The organism is Flammeovirga sp. OC4, assembly GCF_000812565.1.
Classification (GTDB): domain Bacteria; phylum Bacteroidota; class Bacteroidia; order Cytophagales; family Flammeovirgaceae; genus Flammeovirga.
Map to the genome: position 1 here is coordinate 130953 of NZ_JTAM01000009.1, position 16102 is coordinate 147054.

A 16102-nucleotide genomic window follows, 5' to 3' on the forward strand; every position below is an offset into this window, starting at 1 on the left:
AGAATACTTATGAAATTTTTTATAGACACCGCAAACCTTGACGAAATCAAAGAAGCTCACTCAATGGGAGTTTTGGATGGTGTAACAACTAACCCATCACTAATGGCGAAAGTTGGTGTGAAAGGAACAGAAGCTGTAAACGCTCATTACAAAGCAATTTGTGATATCGTTGATGGTGATGTTAGTGCTGAGGTACTATCAACAACTTATGAGGAGATGATCAAGGAAGGAGAAATCTTAGCCGCAATTGATCCTAAAATTGTCGTTAAAGTTCCAATGATCGAAGACGGTTTAAAAGCTATTAAATATTTTTCAAGTAAAGGTATTGATACAAACTGTACTTTAATCTTCTCAGCTGGTCAAGCATTATTAGCTGCAAAAGCTGGTGCAACTTATGTATCTCCATTTATTGGTAGATTAGACGATGTTTCTACAGATGGTTTACAATTAGTAGAAGACATCGTAACAATCTTTGAAAACTATGGTTTCGGTACTCAAGTTTTAGCTGCATCTGTAAGACACCCTATGCATATCTTGGATTGTGCTAAGCTTGGTGCAGACGTTGCAACTTGTCCATTAAAAGCGATCAAAGCATTATTGAACCATCCTTTAACAGATAAAGGCTTGGCTCAATTTATTGAGGATGCTAAGAAAATGGAAGAATAAGAAACTTTTCTTTAGTGAATAAGTTACAATTACCTCATAGAAGGTAATTATTGAAAATATGGGGGCATTGTTTTACTACAATGTCCCTACATTTATACCATGCCTTTTGTGGAAAATGGCGTATTAAATTTAATTTTTTACATGTATATTATTAAAGTAAAAGGCAAAGCCAAAATTCCAAACTACATTCAGTTAAGAGACGAAGACTTCGTCTTAATTGCTTATTTTAGAGCTGACAGGCCTTTGACAAAACTTGAAAAATATGGTTTAGAAGGTAAAGAAGAAGCCTTGAAAGCTGTAATAGAGCAATTGCCTTTCGGTAAAATTCAAAAACTAGAAATCTAAAAATGGATCAAATTGTAACAATTCGAGATGTCAAAGTCGTTTATGAGGGAGCAGTTATTCTCAAAGACATCAACTTTGATATTGCGAGAGGTGAGTTTATATATTTATTAGGGACAACAGGTAGTGGTAAGTCCACTCTATTGCGCCTTTTATATGCTGATCTTTACCCAACTGAGGGTGTTGTTAGAGTCAATAACTTCCAAGTCAACGATCTTCAAAAAAAGGAAATCCCTTTTCTGAGAAGATCAGTTGGTGTTATCTTCCAGGATTTTGAACTTTTGACAGATCGATCCGTGGAAGAGAACTTATTATTCGTAATGAAAGCTACTGGTTGGAGCAGTCAGCTAAAGATGAATAATAAAGTAGATGAACTTCTAGCAAAAGTAAATCTACCTAAAATCACAAGAGAAAAAATGCCGCATCAACTTTCTGGAGGTGAACAACAGAGAGTGGCTATTGCAAGAGCTCTTGTAAACAACCCTGACTTAATCATCGCTGATGAACCAACCGGAAACCTAGATCCAAAAGTATCAAGAGCCATCCTAGACTTATTTAAAGAAATAAATGAAAGTGGAACCAGTATCATAATGGCAACTCACCAGCATTCATTTTTAAGGCTACACCCAGAAAGAGCTTTAATATGTGAAGGAGGGAACATTAAAGATATTTCTAAAGAACAGGTTCAACAGAAACTAGACTTAAATCCTAAACATGAGTAAAAGTAAGCTTCAAGCTATCGTTCAAAAAAAATGTCCCCAATGTAGAGAAGGGGATCTTTTTAAAAATTCAGCTTTATCTCTGAAATTCAATCAAATCAATCACAGATGTACAGAATGTAATGCAAACCTTGAACCTGAGACGGGTTTTTATTACGGTGCAATGTACGTAAGTTATGGTATTAATACAGCGCTGATGTTTGTAATGCTTGTCATTACCGCAGTGGTAATTGATCCAGAAGACACCCTCACTTATATCATTATGGCAGTAATTCCTATGATCGTATTACTTCCTTTTACCTTCCGATTATCAAGATCAATCTATCTCCATCTTTTTGGTGGAATCGATTATAAAGGAAAATAAAAAAATGCTCCATTGTTGCTTTGAGACTTCAATGGAGCATTTTCATTTACAGTTTATTCCAGTGATTATGGAATCTTTTTCTTTTTTACCCTTTTATTAGGCTCATCCTTTTCTTTAATGTTCAAAATGCCTTTTACTTTCTCATTACCCATTGATACATAAACTGTATATTGAGCAGGCTTAAGATAATTGACTTTATTATCTGTCTCTTTTAATTTTACTGCTAAGGCTTTTTCTAATACTTTTTTGTTATTTGAATCAATAGAAAGGTCATAATGAATATAATTCAACCCTTTCTCTACTTCTATTGAAAATGTTTTTAGAACTTTACCTTCTAACGCAATACTAATTTCAACTGTTCCTTCATTTTTATTATAAATTGGAATCTGAACTTTACTTTCTATAGGTTCTCCCCATTCAAAATAACCTTCTATCATTCCCCACTTTGGATTTTCAGTCACTTCATTGATTGAAAACACTTTTAACGGTGTTTCAAAATCAGCCTGCTTAAAAGTTTGACTGATAGCAAGGTCACCTACATAAATTGCTCTACCATGAGTTCCTACTACAATTTCATTATCTCGTGGGTGAACGACTAAATCATGTACAGCAACATTGGGAAGATTACCTAATGTCATAAATGAATTGCCTTTGTCATAAGAAATATAAAGCCCATTATCAGTACCGACATAAAGAATATCTTGATTATTTGGATCTTCTTTTACGACATTAATGGGTTCGCAAGGAAGATCATTTCCAAGTTTTTTCCAAGTTTTACCTCTATCTGAAGAAGAATATAGATAGGGTTTGAAGTCATCATTTCTATAACCATTCAGAGCTACATATACTGTATTCAAATCATGTTTAGAAGCAATTACCCTAGAGACCCAAAGGTTTTGTGGTAACCCATTAGAGATATCATTCCATGAAGCCCCAACATTTTCCGATAAAAATACCTTGCCATCATCTGATCCAGTATAAAGTAAACCAAACTGAATAGGGGATTCAGAAATGGAGGTGAGTGTTCCATATGGTACATTTCCCTTTTTACCTTTATTTGTCAGATCCTCTGAAAGGGCTTCAAATTCTTCCCCCTTATTCATGGATCTATGGAAACGGTTTGAGCCAAAGTAAATAATATCCTCATTATGACTAGAAACTTGAAGAGGGGATTGCCAATTCCAACGTAAAGGCTTTTCACTTAAATCATGCCTGGGAGTAATGTATTTTTCAACTCCTTTTTTCGTATTGATTCTATAATAGTTTCCAAACTGATAGCCAGTGTAAACAGTTTGATTATCACGAGTATCAACGCCTATTTGCATACCATCTCCTCCCATGATTTCTTGAAATGGATATTTTCCAGAATTTTGCCAAGCTCTATCTACCTTTGCTTTAGATGAACCTACCCAAACTCCATTATCCTGAAGTCCTCCATAAATATTATAAGGTTCTGCCATATCAACATTGACAGCATAAAACTGCCCAACAGGAATAGAGTTGGCTTTGAAATAGGTATTGCCACCATCATGAGAAATATTAAGCCCGCCATCATTACCTAAAATAATATGCTGATCATTTTTAGGATTAATCCATAATGCATGATGATCTACATGCACATTGGGATCTCCTTTATCTTTCCATGTTTTTCCTCCATCAATAGACTTTAATACAGGTACACCAAGAATATATAAGGTTTGATCATCCTGAGGGCTAACTCTAATGTTACCGAAGTAATAACCAAAAGTATATACTACTCGGTCAAGGTCCTTGGAATGAGTTTTCTTCCATGTTTTTCCTCCATCTGAGGATTGATACACCTCAGCACCTTTGATCTCTGTATTAAACAGATCATCTTCTGCATCACCTAGATATTCTACGAGTGCAATAGGGGCATATTTACCTAATTGAATATCGTTTTTAATGGATTTTGCTGTGTAGGCTTTTGGAAAACTATAATGATCTAAATACTTATTAATACTTTCATCAGATTGCTCTAAAAACTTCTCTGTAGATATCGTTTTGAGTTGTTTTTTGGTGAGTGGTAATTCCTCTTTTTCTTTCTGATTTTCTTTTGGATCTTGATTATCCAAGAAAGCATACAATTTGTTAGAATCTTGATGAGAAATCGCTAGGCCAATTCTGCCAACTCCTTCCGTAATTGGAAAACCTGACTTTTTGGTCGTAATTCTATTCCAAGTTCTTCCTCCATCAATAGATTTGTAAATTCCGGATTCTTTTCCAGAGGCTTTAAAATTCCACGCTTTACGTGTTCTTTCCCATGCGGAAGCATAAAGTATTTCTGGATTTTTGGGATCAATGATTAGATCAATAATACCTGTGCTGTCTGAAATGTAGAGCGTTTTATCCCATGTTTTTCCTCCATCATTTGATTTATAAACACCTCTATTTTCATCTCTGGAATATAAATTTCCGATAGAGGCCACCCATAGTGTATTTTCATCATTAGGATGTAAGACAATACGTCCAATGTGTTGAGTGCCTTCTAAACCTGAATGTGTCCAAGTTTTTCCTTTATCATTTGATTTATACAAACCAAGACCTGCATAACTAGAACGACTCGAATTATTTTCACCAGTACCTATCCAAATCGTATTTTGCTCACTTTTCCAATTGACAGCAATATCACCAATCGTCATTGTTGCTTCATGATCAAAAAGAGGATTGAAATCGATGCCAGCAGTAGAGGAGTACCATAAGCCACTAGAAGCATAAGCAACATAAAATTCATTCGGATTATCAGGGTTAACATCAATGTCTGTTACACGGCCACTCATGACCGTTGGCCCTACATTTCTAAAAGGAATGTTTCTGAGGTAGGATTTCTCATCAAGTTGTTGGTGTTTTTGAAAACTAGGAAGTCTGCTCGCATTTTTTTCTTGAGCATTAGTAGTTGATATAAAATTCAATGCTACTAATAGACTTAGTAAAAAACTAAGTGCGTAAGTTTTTTTCATGTTGAAGATTTAAATTGAATTGATTGATTATAAATATAAATATTCAAAGAGATCAATTCAAAATAAAAGCCTCAGGTTTTACAGTTGTGTTCTATCTTTAAAGTGGTAAGTGATACCAAAGATTAAGTTGAATTGAAGATATGTAGTACTTGTGTTCGACTTTCTATCAAAAACCTCTGAATAGGGCCTTGTTGTAAGGTTTGCTATTTGAATATCATTTTCAGAGAACCCCATGTCACAAACAAGTCCTCCTATAATATTAAACCTTGGTCCAAACCACTCAAAACCAGCCGATAAATGGTATAAATCCCAATAATCAAAAGACATTCGGTTATCCTTAATTGGGTCAATATCTCCAAAATCTAAAAAGTTAAAATCTGTTCGAAAACCCATCAAAACATTGACATCCTCAACTAGTTCATGCTTAACACCCACCGCAATATTGGTAATAGTTTTATTCGCTACAAAATATTGACTGAACGCATCATCATTAGATGAAAACATAGAGTTTTCGGGTTTAAGACTTAAAATTCCATATTTCTGTACTTTACCAAAAAAGCCAATCCGTGCAGAATACTCTGTCTTCTTAGTAATGTAACCAATATTCAGTTCAGCAGTGATTGGTAATTTATATTTGGAGTCTACTTTTTCTTGATCACTGACCTCTTTGAGCACTTCACCTGAAGTTTCCATAGTTTCAATGATTCGCCTAGAGTTAGATTTTGATAAAAATTGAACATTAATATCAGATGTTTCGAAGTTGAAACCAATGTTTAAACGGTCATTATAATGCCATGCAAGTCCAATTTTCCATAGGATAGATACCTGATTAAATCTTAGGTTTTTATAATCATTACTATAATTGGTAATTTGAGTACCTCTCGACCAAGTTTCATTGGTGTTATTCGTTAGTTCGGCGTTTTTAATATCTATAAAGTGGGTAACACCGACGCCCAACGACTCACTGATTCTGTACGTTGTTCCGATGGCTATTCGATCATTCCTTAGCTGGTTTTTATAGTTAAAATACCCTTCATAATAGTCATTCGAATTAGGGATTTGTCCTTGATTTGAGCTCGTATATTCACTCTTTGTATTTAAAAGATTGATAATAGCATAAGTGACTTTGAAATGACGTTTTTTAAGGTTGAATGCAGTACCTGAAATCATTTGAGGCTTGGTTTCAAACTGATTACCTTTTATATCCACACCCTGTCCAGCTCCATTTTCAATATTAAAAAATGTATAACTCAAAAGGTCAGAAGTAAATGAAACGTTTGGAGTTTCGGTGAACGCTAAAGCACCAGGATTATAAAAAATCGCACTGTTATCGGTGGCTCCAGAGGCGAGGGATCCACCCAATAAGTTACCATTGGCACCTTGTTGTTGTTGCCAATAGAAATTACCTTGTGCCATTATTGTAGCAATTGGGGTAATAAAGCAAAGCAATAGAAGAGGGAAATAGATTCGGAGCATGGGTTAAAAATAGAAGAAAAATAACATAAAAAAAAGCCATCATTTCTGATGGCTTTCATGAAAGAAATTCTTTCAAAAATTATTTTGTAGGATAAGGTCTTGCAACTGCACCAGTATAAACCTGACGAGGACGAGAAATTGGTTGTCCTAAGTTTCTTGACTCTTTCCATTGTGCAATCCAACCTGGAAGACGACCCAATGCAAACAATACTGTAAACATTTCTGTAGGGAAGCCCATTGCTTTGTAAATAATTCCAGAATAGAAATCCACGTTTGGATATAATTTTCTCTTTTGGAAGTATTCGTCGTTTAATGCTTTTTCTTCTAAACCTTTAGCGATTTCAAGAAGTGGATCGTTGATACCTAATTTATCAAGTACCGCATCGGCATGCTTCTTAATGATTTTTGCTCTAGGGTCGAAGTTTTTGTATACTCTATGACCGAATCCCATTAAACGGAATGGATCGTTAGGGTCTTTTGCTTTCGCGATAAATTTATCAACATCGCCACCGTTAGCGTGAATGTCTTCTAACATTTCAATTACAGCTTGGTTAGCACCACCGTGAAGAGGTCCCCAAAGTGCATTGATACCTGCAGAAATAGCAACATATAATGAAGCTTGTGATGAACCTACTACTCTTACTGTAGCAGCAGAACAGTTTTGCTCGTGATCAGCATGTAAGATTAATAATTTATCCAATGCATCCACTAATACTGGATCGATATCGTAATCCTCAACAGGTAAACCGAACATCATTTTCATGAAGTTTTCGATGTAGCTTAACTTGTTTTCAGGATACATCAATGGATGTCCAACACTTTTCTTGTATACCCATGAAGCTAAAGTAGGAAGCTTAGCAATCAATCTATGGATTGTTAAGTCTACCATTTCATGATCTCTATTAGGATCTAATGATTCAGGGTGGAAAGCTGTCAATGAAGTTACCAATGAAGATAAAACGCCCATTGGGTGAGCATCTGCAGGGAAACCATCAAAGATCTTTCTTACATTTTCGTGTACTAACGTGTGACGAGAAACGTCTGATTTGAACTTGTCGAATTCTTGGGCAGTGGGTAATTCCCCATTTATTAATAAGTATGCAACTTCTGAGAAAGTAGAATGTTCACATAAATCTTCAATAGAATAGCCTCTATATCTTAAAATACCTTTCTCTCCATCAAGGAAAGTAATATCACTTGTTGTAGAACCAGTATTTTTGAATCCTACGTCCAAAGTGATTAATCCACTTTGAGCACGAAGCTTACTGATGTCAACACCAATTTCTTCTTCTGAACCTTTAACTACTGGTAAGTCATATGTTTTACCAGCATATGATAATTGCGCTGTCTTTTCATCCATGTTTTTGTCGGAATTTGTTTGAGGTTTGTTGTGGTCAAGTTCTACTTCTTGCATAACTAAAAAGTGTTAATTATTCTTTATTTTCGCACGTGTTTCATTCCAAAACCGATTGATCCTCGTTTTGAATGCCTAAATATATTTCAGATTTTACGTTTTTGCAAAAAAACAGGGGTAATTCAATACATATATGCGCTAAAAACACTAAAAATCAGAAGAATTTATTTTTTTTATATTTAAATGACATTTATCATTAAAAAATGGTAATTTCATGTAAAATCAATCTAAAAAAAATAAAAACGTAAAATTCTTTGAACTTTATTTAAGTTTGTAATAAGTTGTTTCGCGCGGGAGATATACCATTTATCATTCTGTTGTTTTTAAGAATTAATAGAGATTATTATTTATATATATGACTAAGAATTTACTGATTGTCGAATCGCCAGCAAAAGCCAAGACTATAGAGAAGTATTTAGGAGGTGATTATACGGTTAGATCAAGCTATGGTCATGTTCGAGATTTGAAGAAAGGGAATGACGCCATTGATGTTGAACATGATTTTAACCCAACCTATGAAATATCGTCTGATAAGAAAGATGTTATCAGAGAACTAAAGAAATTATCCAAGGAAGCTGAAATGGTATGGTTAGCGACCGATGATGACCGCGAAGGAGAAGCTATTTCATGGCACTTAAAAGAAACTTTAAAATTAAAAGAGACAGATACTAAAAGAATAGTTTTTAGAGAAATCACTAAGACAGCGATTAAAGCTGCGATTCAAGCTCCAAGAACTATTGATATCGATTTAGTAAATGCTCAACAAGCGAGAAGAATTCTAGACCGATTAGTAGGTTTCGAGCTTTCACCCGTACTATGGAAAAAAATCCAAAGAGGATTGTCTGCAGGACGTGTACAAAGTGTAGCCGCTAGATTGGTAGTAGAAAGAGAGAGAGAAATTGAAGCTTTCAAGCCAAAAGATTATTTTAGAGTTGTAGCAACGTTTGATTTAGGTAATAATAAAGCATTAGAAGCTGAATTGTCTACTAAGTTTAACTCTAAAGCGGAGGCAGAGCAATTTTTAAATGATTGCCTGGGTGCTGATTTTAAAATCAATGATATTAAAACAAGACCAGGTAAGAAAACACCAGCTCCTCCTTTTACAACCTCTACGTTACAGCAAGAAGCTAGTAGGAAGTTGGGGTATTCAGTTGCTTCTACCATGTCTATTGCTCAAAAATTATATGAAGCTGGGCATATTACTTACATGCGTACTGACTCTTTAAACTTATCAGAGGAAGCAATTCAATCTGCAACCAATGAAATTTCAACAGTATACGGAGAGGATTATGTACAGGTAAGACATTTCAAAACATCAAATAAAGGTGCTCAAGAAGCCCACGAAGCCATTCGTCCTACCAATTTCAACAACCACAAGCCTGACCTTTCTGACAATAGAGAGGCTCGCTTGTATGATTTGATTTGGAAAAGAGCAGTAGCTTCGCAAATGGCAGATGCAAAATTAGAAAGAACTACAGCAGAAATCACAACAGCTAAACGTTCTGAAAAATTTGTAGCCAAAGGAGAGGTGATCGTCTTTGAAGGTTTCTTAAAGGCTTATATCGAATCAAATGATGATGATCATGAAGAAGATGAGGATACAAAAGGAATGCTTCCTCCATTATCTGTTGGTCAAGATATGCCTTTAAATATAATGTCGGCAACACAACGTTTCTCAAGACCTCCTGCAAGATATACTGAAGCTAGTCTTGTTAAGATGTTGGAAGAAAAAGGAATTGGACGTCCATCAACATATGCACCTACAATCTCGACTATTCAGAAGAGAGAGTATGTGATCAAAGAAGCAAGAGACGGTAAAGAAAGAAACTACTCTCAGTTTGTTTTAGAAAATAATGCTGTTTCGGAAAAGAGCCTTACTGAAGTATACGGTACAGAAAAAGGTAAACTTTTCCCAACAAATATGGGTATGGTTGTTAATGATTTCTTGGTGAAACACTTTACTAACGTTATCGATTACTCATTTACTGCTAAAGTAGAAGAGCAGTTTGATGAAATTGCTCATGGTAACCTAGAGTGGCAATCGATGTTGGGAGACTTCTATAAGCCTTTCCATCACACTGTAGTGGATACTGAAGAGAATGCCGATAGAGCTGAAGCACATGCTGAAAAAGAACTCGGTGTTGATCCAGCAACGGGCAAGAAGGTATTAGTACGTTTAGGTCGTTTTGGTCCGATTGCTCAAATCGGTGAGCAGGATGATGAAGAAAAGAAATTTGCTTCATTGAGAAAAGGACAATACCTTGAAACAATCACTTTAGAAGAAGCTTTAGAATTATTTAAGTTACCTAGAACCTTAGGTAAGTTTGAAGATAAAGTAGTGGTGGCTGCAATTGGGCGTTTTGGTCCATATATCCGTCACGATGGTAAATTTGTTTCTTTAGGAAAAGAATACGCACCAGAAACTGTTGAATTAGATACAGCTATCGAACTGATCCTTGCAAAAAGAAAAGCGGATGCTGAAAAACTAATCAAAGTATTTGAGGAAGAAGAAAACCTTCAACTCTTAAATGGTCGATGGGGGCCTTACATTTCTTATAATAAGGCAAATATTAAGATCCCTAAAGAATTAAAAGAAAAAGCTAAGGAATTGACCTATGAAGAAGTAAAGAAAATCATAGAAGAAGCTCCTGAGCCTAAAACTAGAGGTAAAAAAGCAGCAGCAAAGAAAGAACCTGCTAAAAAGGCAACAACTGCCAAGAAAACAACTGCAGCGAAGAAAACGACTGCAAAAAAAACAACCACTAGGAAAAAGACAACCACTAAAAAATCATAATTAAAGATTTTTTATTTTGGAGTTCGGCTTAAAAACAAGGCATTATTTGGCCAAGTTTTGAGTCGAACTCTTTTTTTATCATTTTTTCAATTAAAAATGTTAAGAAAATCGCATTACATAGGCATGTATTCGCGTAAGCAAATTAGACTTTACATTTATTTTAATTAGAATTGTATTACCAAACGAACATGATGCTTGTCATTGTGTTTTTTTTAAGTAGCAATACGTAAACAAACTTGTGCACCCAACGGGTCAATTGTCATGAACATTCACGAATACCAAGCAAAAAGCATCCTTAAGGAATACGGAGTAAAAGTTCCAGCAGGATATGTAGCAGAGACTCCAGAAGAAGCTGTGGAGGCTGCAAAAAAACTTACTGAAGAAACAGGCACCAATTTCTGGGTGGTAAAAGCTCAAATTCATGCGGGTGGCCGTGGAAAAGGCGGTGGAGTAAAAGTAGCTAAAAGTATGGACGATGTACAAACGCTTTCTGAGCAAATCATCGGCATGCAGTTAGTAACACCTCAAACAGGACCTGAAGGTAAAAAGGTTAATAAAGTGATGGTTCAACAGGATGTATATTACCCTGGTGAATCAGAAATCAAAGAATATTATATGTCTGTATTGCTTGATAGAGCTACAGGTAAAAATATGATCATGTACTCTACAGAGGGTGGTATGGACATCGAGGAAGTTGCGGAAAAAACTCCAGAACTTATCTTCAAAGAAGAAATCGATCCAGCTGTAGGTATCCAAGGTTTCCAAGCTAGAAGAGTTGCTTTTAACTTAGGAACTTCTGGTAAGTCTTTTAAAGAGATGACTAAATTTGTTACTGCTCTTTACAACGCTTATGTAGATACAGATTCTGAAATGTTTGAAATCAACCCTGTTTTCAAAACTTCAGACGATCAAGTAATGGCAGTAGACGCTAAAGTAGGTATCGATGATAACGCTTTATACCGTCACAAAAATATCGCTGAAATGCGTGACATCACTGAAGAAGATCCAACTGAAGTAGAAGCTGGTGAATCAGGTCTTAACTATGTAAAACTTGACGGTAACGTTGGTTGTATGGTAAATGGTGCTGGTTTAGCAATGGCAACTATGGATATGATTAAGCTTTCTGGTGGTGATCCTGCTAACTTCCTTGACGTAGGAGGTGGAGCAAACGCAACTACTGTTGAAGCTGGATTTAGAATTATCCTTAAAGATCCTAACGTAAAAGCTATACTTATCAATGTATTTGGTGGTATCGTTCGTTGTGATCGTGTAGCAAACGGTGTTGTTGAAGCTTACAAAAACATTGGTGACATTCAAGTGCCAATCATTGTACGTCTTCAAGGTACTAACGCTGAAGAAGGAGCTAAGATCATTGACGAGTCAGGATTAAAAGTAACTTCAGCTATTACATTAAAAGAAGCTGCAGAGAAAGTAAAAGCTGCTTTAGCTTAATTACTTTTATTACAATATTTTCAACCCATCTGTTTTTCAGATGGGTTTTTTATTGCCTATTTTTGAAGTATGAAGTATATATTAAAGCCTTTTTCTACGCTTTACGACTATATTACAACGGTTCGTAATCAAAACTTTGACAAAGGGAGAAGTCGAGTTGTTTCTTTTACATTGCCTATTATTTGCGTCGGCAACCTATCAGTTGGAGGAACGGGTAAAACTCCTTTTGTAGAATTCTTGATCCAAAACTTATCCGATAAGTATAAAGTTGGGATTTTGAGCAGGGGCTATGGTAGAAAAACAAAAGGGCCTATATATGCTGACGAAAATGCTACTGCTAAAACTATTGGAGATGAACCTATGCAGTATCATTCAAAATATGAACATGTAGAGGTAGTCGTCGCAGAACAAAGGGTTTTAGGTGTACCATTCTTTGCGGACTCAGATATAATAGTATTAGACGATGCTTTTCAGCATAGAGCAATTCATAGAGACCTGAATATTATGCTTTCAGATTTCAGTGCTCCTTTCTTTAAAGATGAAGTATTACCCTTGGGGAGATTAAGAGAAAATCGAAATGGTGCATCAAGAGCTGATATTATTATTTATACCAAAGTGAAAGATGTAATCTCACCATCTGAAATAGAACACTATAAGAAGGAAACACATCAATACGCTCCAAATGCCAAAGTTTTCTTTACTTCTATCAAATACGGGAACCTTTATGCATTAAATGAAAAAAGTAAGAATGCTTTAGACGAAAAAGACGTTTTTGTGATGACCAGTATTGCAAAACCGGAACCAATGCTCGATTACATCAAGGAACAATTGCACTGTAATGTTATCAAACACTTTCGCTTTAGAGATCATTATTCATTTACTGAAAAAACCATTCAAAGAATTGAAAATGAGATAGGGAAGGATAAAGTTGTGATTATTTCTGAAAAGGATGCTGTTAAACTAAGACCTTTGGTGAAAAATAGTACGCTTCAATTTGTGGTACTTCCAATCTTGCCTGAAGTATTAAATAACGAACAAGATCAACTTTTAGCACTTATTGAAAGTGCTTTTTCAAAAACTGAATAATCGATCCATTTGTCTTTATCCCACAAGTAGGTTTCCATTGCGGCAAATTTCTTTTTGTAATCATAGAATGATGGAACATCATAGCAATAGCCGTGATAATAGTAATCGCATTCTAATTGTTTGGCATACATGATTTCAACCAGCATCGTAAAGATACCCAAGCTATAGCTTTTGTATTCTGGATGAAACATTCCATAAATACTCGAAAGAGCATTTTCTCCAACACCAAAATAACTTACAGCTATTAATTTATCCTCATCGTATACTCTTAAATCTAATATTGTTGTTGGCGTAGTCGCTGTTTTTTCCTTAGAAAGAAAGTCAAAAATATTCTGAGGAACATTATCCACAAATTTTTCTTTATGTATTTCAAAAAGTTCTTCAGACAAATCATCAATCACAACTTTTTGAATACTCAATTGGAATTCTCCACATTTACGTAAAATTTTACGTTGTGATTTTGAAGGTTGAAAGTCATTCACTCGTAAACGTAACGGCAATACGTTGCAAACTTTTTCATTGTGAATACTGATATTATACCTAAAAAAGTTTGATCCAAAATGCCTCCAACCCTTAGCCAATAAATAGTCATATTGTGAGGGGGAGACCCACGTTCTTGAAAACTCGTCTAGTATATAGTTCATCGATTGATAATTTTAAACCTGAATCTTAGGTAAAGAGTGTTATCTGAACTTTAAATCTACAAATAATTTCAAGATAAAAGGAAACTATTTTTCTTCTTTCATCAGATCTCTTTCCTTCTTCATGATCCTGCTAAGTGTTTCTGGCTTCATTCTCAGATAAGAAGCAATGTATTTCATGGGTACATGTTGAAACAGTTGAGGACTTCTAGTTATCACTCTTTCAAACCTTTTCAAAGGTGAGGTGGTCAATAAATCAATCTCTCTTTCGATTTGCTGTTTGAAAAAGTTTTGGAGATAAAGTTCATACTCTTTTTGAAAATCAGTATTTGAATTCACAATCTCAAAAAAGTGCTTTTTATGAATTTTCTTTATGACAGAACTCCTTATACACTCAATAGTGAATAGAGAAGGGCTTTCATCAAAAAAAGAGGGAATAGATGCAAGAATTGAATTTTTATAGCCAAACCGAATAGTATGCACTTCTTTATTGTCATCTTCAAAGTACGTTACTCTGACAGCTCCATCCAAAACGACATACATGTGTTTTTCGATTTCTCCAACTCTAATTAATAAATCTCCCCTTGATAATTTTTGAAGTTCAGATATATTTTCGTTTGAATTTATAAGAGCATGAAATAATGAATCCATAATATTTTTAATTCTCAACAACAAATACGAATTGGTGCTTTATTTTAAATAGATTTAATTCAAAAGCTAGTCAAAAACAAAGAAAAAACCTTATTTTCGCAATCTAACACTTACAAAAATACAATGATCAAATATTTAATCTTGCCTTTTTTACTTGTTTATACACTACAAGTTCAAGCACAACAAACAAATTATTCTTTCGAAGGCTTAATCAATACTGAACTAAAAGTTAGACTTCGATTTTCCGTTGAAGATCAAAAAGCGGAAGGTTATTGTATTTATATGGATACAAAAGACAAGAAAACCCTAACTGGTGAATTTGCTGAAGATGGAACGTTGACATTACGTCAGAAAGATGGAGAGCGATTTGAAGGAAAAATCATTGCTAATTACATGTACAAAGGTGAATTTTTCAATACCGACAATGTCGACCAAGGTACTTTCTTATTTTCAAAAATTGAAACTCCTATTGCAGAAGACGACGCCATTTTAGCTAATGCTACAACACCAAAAAATGAAAGCTCATCTGCCAATGTAAAGAAATCCCTGACAGAAGTTGAAGTTTCTGATATTTTAAATAAGTATATCAAAGAATACAAAGAATGTTACCAAAAAGGGATTGACCCAATGAAGTGTCGTCAATATACATCAAGAGCAATTACAGAGATTTTTAATATAGATGATTTTAAAGATCCCTACGTAGGAGGTAGTTTCTTGACAATGACAGAATCATATGATAAAATTGCTGCTGATTCCAATTGGAAAATGCTGGGAGAAGCTAGTAATAAAGGAACACTTGATGAGGCGATTAAAAAAGCAAACAATGGAGAACTGGTTTTGGTGGCTTATGCATTTAAAGGATTTATCCAACTTTCATTTATAAGAAAGGGAGAAGGAAAGATGTCATCTAAATGGGGAACAAAAGTTCCGGAAGTTGCTATTTTCTTTAATAATGATCCTAATAAGTCTTATTCTTCTAAAGGATTGAACTATTTATGGAGAGATGCTTCCAATATTGAAATTTGGGTAAAAAAATAATGCTTTTTGACGATCCATTTCTTATCTTATAGTTAACCAATTAGTATATATATTATCAATTAACTAAAGTATTCTGAAATGAAAACGTCAAAGGAAAAAGTACTATCATTTTTACAAACACACATCAGAGAATCAAAAGAAAGTACAAAAACCAATTTCCAAAATGTAGTACGACTCATGCATCAGCCTTACTTAAATGAAGGTATTGGAAAAGGTAGTGTGTTTGAAACTGAAAGTTCTCTCTTTGTTGTAGGAGTAAAACTCCCTGCATTAAAATACAAAGGAAAAAACATCATCGGGTTAACTACTGATTCACCTTTCTACCGCTTCTTCAAAGACAAGAAAGATGGAGATGAAGTAAGATTCGGCAATGATATTGAGCACATCAAAATAATATAAAACATTGAGCATCTATCCTCTAAGGGTAGATGCTTTTATTTTTAACAATAATTTGAATTCTTTTTATATTATTGCCTAACTG

Annotated in this window: 14 protein-coding genes; 9 read left to right on the top strand and 5 right to left on the bottom strand. The window is 34.7% G+C overall.

Going from position 1 to position 16102, the window contains the following annotated elements:
- The first annotated feature begins 9 nt into the window (after positions 1–9).
- The 4 genes from fsa to PL77_RS08990 all read left to right on the top strand — a co-directional run bounded on the left by fsa (position 10) and on the right by PL77_RS08990 (position 2091).
- Positions 10–666 carry a fructose-6-phosphate aldolase gene (fsa, locus tag PL77_RS08975; RefSeq protein WP_044203938.1) on the top strand — a complete coding sequence of 219 codons (657 nt, stop codon included), beginning with the start codon at positions 10–12 and terminating at the stop codon, positions 664–666.
- Positions 667–807: 141 nt separating this feature from the next.
- On the top strand, positions 808–1011 hold the full coding sequence (locus PL77_RS08980) for a hypothetical protein (RefSeq protein ID WP_044204043.1): 204 nt from the start codon (positions 808–810) through the stop codon (positions 1009–1011).
- Between the two features lie 2 nt (positions 1012–1013).
- Positions 1014–1730 (top strand): cell division ATP-binding protein FtsE, encoded by a 717-nt coding sequence (locus PL77_RS08985; RefSeq protein ID WP_044203939.1) that lies wholly within the window; start codon positions 1014–1016, stop codon positions 1728–1730.
- Entirely contained in the window at positions 1723–2091 is a 369-nt protein-coding gene (locus tag PL77_RS08990; RefSeq protein ID WP_044203940.1) for a DUF983 domain-containing protein, read from the top strand. Before PL77_RS08985 ends, PL77_RS08990 begins: the two co-directional genes overlap by 8 nt.
- A gap of 65 nt (positions 2092–2156) precedes the next feature.
- On the opposite strand, the gene PL77_RS08995 is transcribed toward PL77_RS08990, so the two are convergent.
- The 3 genes from PL77_RS08995 to PL77_RS09005 form a co-directional block, all read right to left on the bottom strand.
- Positions 2157–5069, bottom strand: coding sequence for a glycosyl hydrolase (locus PL77_RS08995; RefSeq protein ID WP_044203941.1), 2913 nt, complete (start codon positions 5067–5069; stop codon positions 2157–2159).
- Between the two features lie 78 nt (positions 5070–5147).
- Positions 5148–6545 carry an outer membrane protein transport protein gene (locus tag PL77_RS09000; RefSeq protein ID WP_156152300.1) on the bottom strand — a complete coding sequence of 466 codons (1398 nt, stop codon included), beginning with the start codon at positions 6543–6545 and terminating at the stop codon, positions 5148–5150.
- 79 nt (positions 6546–6624) lie between these two features.
- On the bottom strand, positions 6625–7905 hold the full coding sequence (locus PL77_RS09005) for a citrate synthase (RefSeq protein WP_044204044.1): 1281 nt from the start codon (positions 7903–7905) through the stop codon (positions 6625–6627).
- Positions 7906–8314: 409 nt separating this feature from the next.
- Here PL77_RS09005 and topA point away from each other — a divergent pair, with 409 nt between their 5' ends.
- The 3 genes from topA to lpxK all read left to right on the top strand — a co-directional run bounded on the left by topA (position 8315) and on the right by lpxK (position 13291).
- On the top strand, positions 8315–10753 hold the full coding sequence (topA, locus tag PL77_RS09010; RefSeq protein WP_044203945.1) for a type I DNA topoisomerase: 2439 nt from the start codon (positions 8315–8317) through the stop codon (positions 10751–10753).
- Positions 10754–11014: 261 nt separating this feature from the next.
- A complete protein-coding gene (sucC, locus tag PL77_RS09015; RefSeq protein ID WP_044203947.1) occupies positions 11015–12205 on the top strand; it encodes an ADP-forming succinate--CoA ligase subunit beta in 1191 nt (396 codons plus the stop codon).
- Between the two features lie 69 nt (positions 12206–12274).
- Positions 12275–13291, top strand: a complete 1017-nt coding sequence (lpxK, locus tag PL77_RS09020) for a tetraacyldisaccharide 4'-kinase (protein ID WP_044203950.1) — start codon at positions 12275–12277, stop codon at positions 13289–13291.
- On the opposite strand, the gene PL77_RS09025 is transcribed toward lpxK, so the two are convergent.
- Positions 13246–13935: a hypothetical protein gene (locus PL77_RS09025; RefSeq protein WP_044203951.1), complete on the bottom strand. Its 690-nt coding sequence runs from the start codon at positions 13933–13935 to the stop codon at positions 13246–13248. The two genes, lpxK and PL77_RS09025, sit on opposite strands and share 46 nt — an antisense overlap.
- A gap of 84 nt (positions 13936–14019) precedes the next feature.
- Positions 14020–14583, bottom strand: a complete 564-nt coding sequence (locus PL77_RS09030) for a Crp/Fnr family transcriptional regulator (protein ID WP_044203952.1) — start codon at positions 14581–14583, stop codon at positions 14020–14022.
- Between the two features lie 123 nt (positions 14584–14706).
- Between PL77_RS09030 and PL77_RS09035 the strand changes: the two genes are divergently transcribed.
- Entirely contained in the window at positions 14707–15621 is a 915-nt protein-coding gene (locus PL77_RS09035) for a hypothetical protein (protein ID WP_044203953.1), read from the top strand.
- Positions 15622–15699: 78 nt separating this feature from the next.
- The gene (locus PL77_RS09040) at positions 15700–16020 is read left to right on the top strand and encodes a hypothetical protein (protein WP_044203955.1); all 321 of its coding nucleotides are present in this window, start codon (positions 15700–15702) and stop codon (positions 16018–16020) included.
- The last annotated feature ends 82 nt before the right edge of the window (positions 16021–16102 follow it).

Excerpts from the sequence above, each read along its gene's own strand:
- lpxK (WP_044203950.1), top strand. The coding sequence starts at position 12,275 with ATGAAGTATATATTAAAGCCTTTTTCTACGCTTTACGACTATATTACA.
- sucC (WP_044203947.1), top strand. The coding sequence starts at position 11,015 with ATGAACATTCACGAATACCAAGCAAAAAGCATCCTTAAGGAATACGGA.
- topA (WP_044203945.1), top strand. The coding sequence starts at position 8,315 with ATGACTAAGAATTTACTGATTGTCGAATCGCCAGCAAAAGCCAAGACT.
- PL77_RS08995 (WP_044203941.1), bottom strand. The coding sequence starts at position 5,069 with ATGAAAAAAACTTACGCACTTAGTTTTTTACTAAGTCTATTAGTAGCA.
- PL77_RS09035 (WP_044203953.1), top strand. The coding sequence starts at position 14,707 with ATGATCAAATATTTAATCTTGCCTTTTTTACTTGTTTATACACTACAA.
- PL77_RS08990 (WP_044203940.1), top strand. The coding sequence starts at position 1,723 with ATGAGTAAAAGTAAGCTTCAAGCTATCGTTCAAAAAAAATGTCCCCAA.
- PL77_RS08980 (WP_044204043.1), top strand. The coding sequence starts at position 808 with ATGTATATTATTAAAGTAAAAGGCAAAGCCAAAATTCCAAACTACATT.
- PL77_RS08985 (WP_044203939.1), top strand. The coding sequence starts at position 1,014 with ATGGATCAAATTGTAACAATTCGAGATGTCAAAGTCGTTTATGAGGGA.
- PL77_RS09030 (WP_044203952.1), bottom strand. The coding sequence starts at position 14,583 with ATGGATTCATTATTTCATGCTCTTATAAATTCAAACGAAAATATATCT.
- PL77_RS09000 (WP_156152300.1), bottom strand. The coding sequence starts at position 6,545 with ATGCTCCGAATCTATTTCCCTCTTCTATTGCTTTGCTTTATTACCCCA.
- PL77_RS09040 (WP_044203955.1), top strand. The coding sequence starts at position 15,700 with ATGAAAACGTCAAAGGAAAAAGTACTATCATTTTTACAAACACACATC.
- PL77_RS09005 (WP_044204044.1), bottom strand. The coding sequence starts at position 7,905 with ATGGATGAAAAGACAGCGCAATTATCATATGCTGGTAAAACATATGAC.
- fsa (WP_044203938.1), top strand. The coding sequence starts at position 10 with ATGAAATTTTTTATAGACACCGCAAACCTTGACGAAATCAAAGAAGCT.
- PL77_RS09025 (WP_044203951.1), bottom strand. The coding sequence starts at position 13,935 with ATGAACTATATACTAGACGAGTTTTCAAGAACGTGGGTCTCCCCCTCA.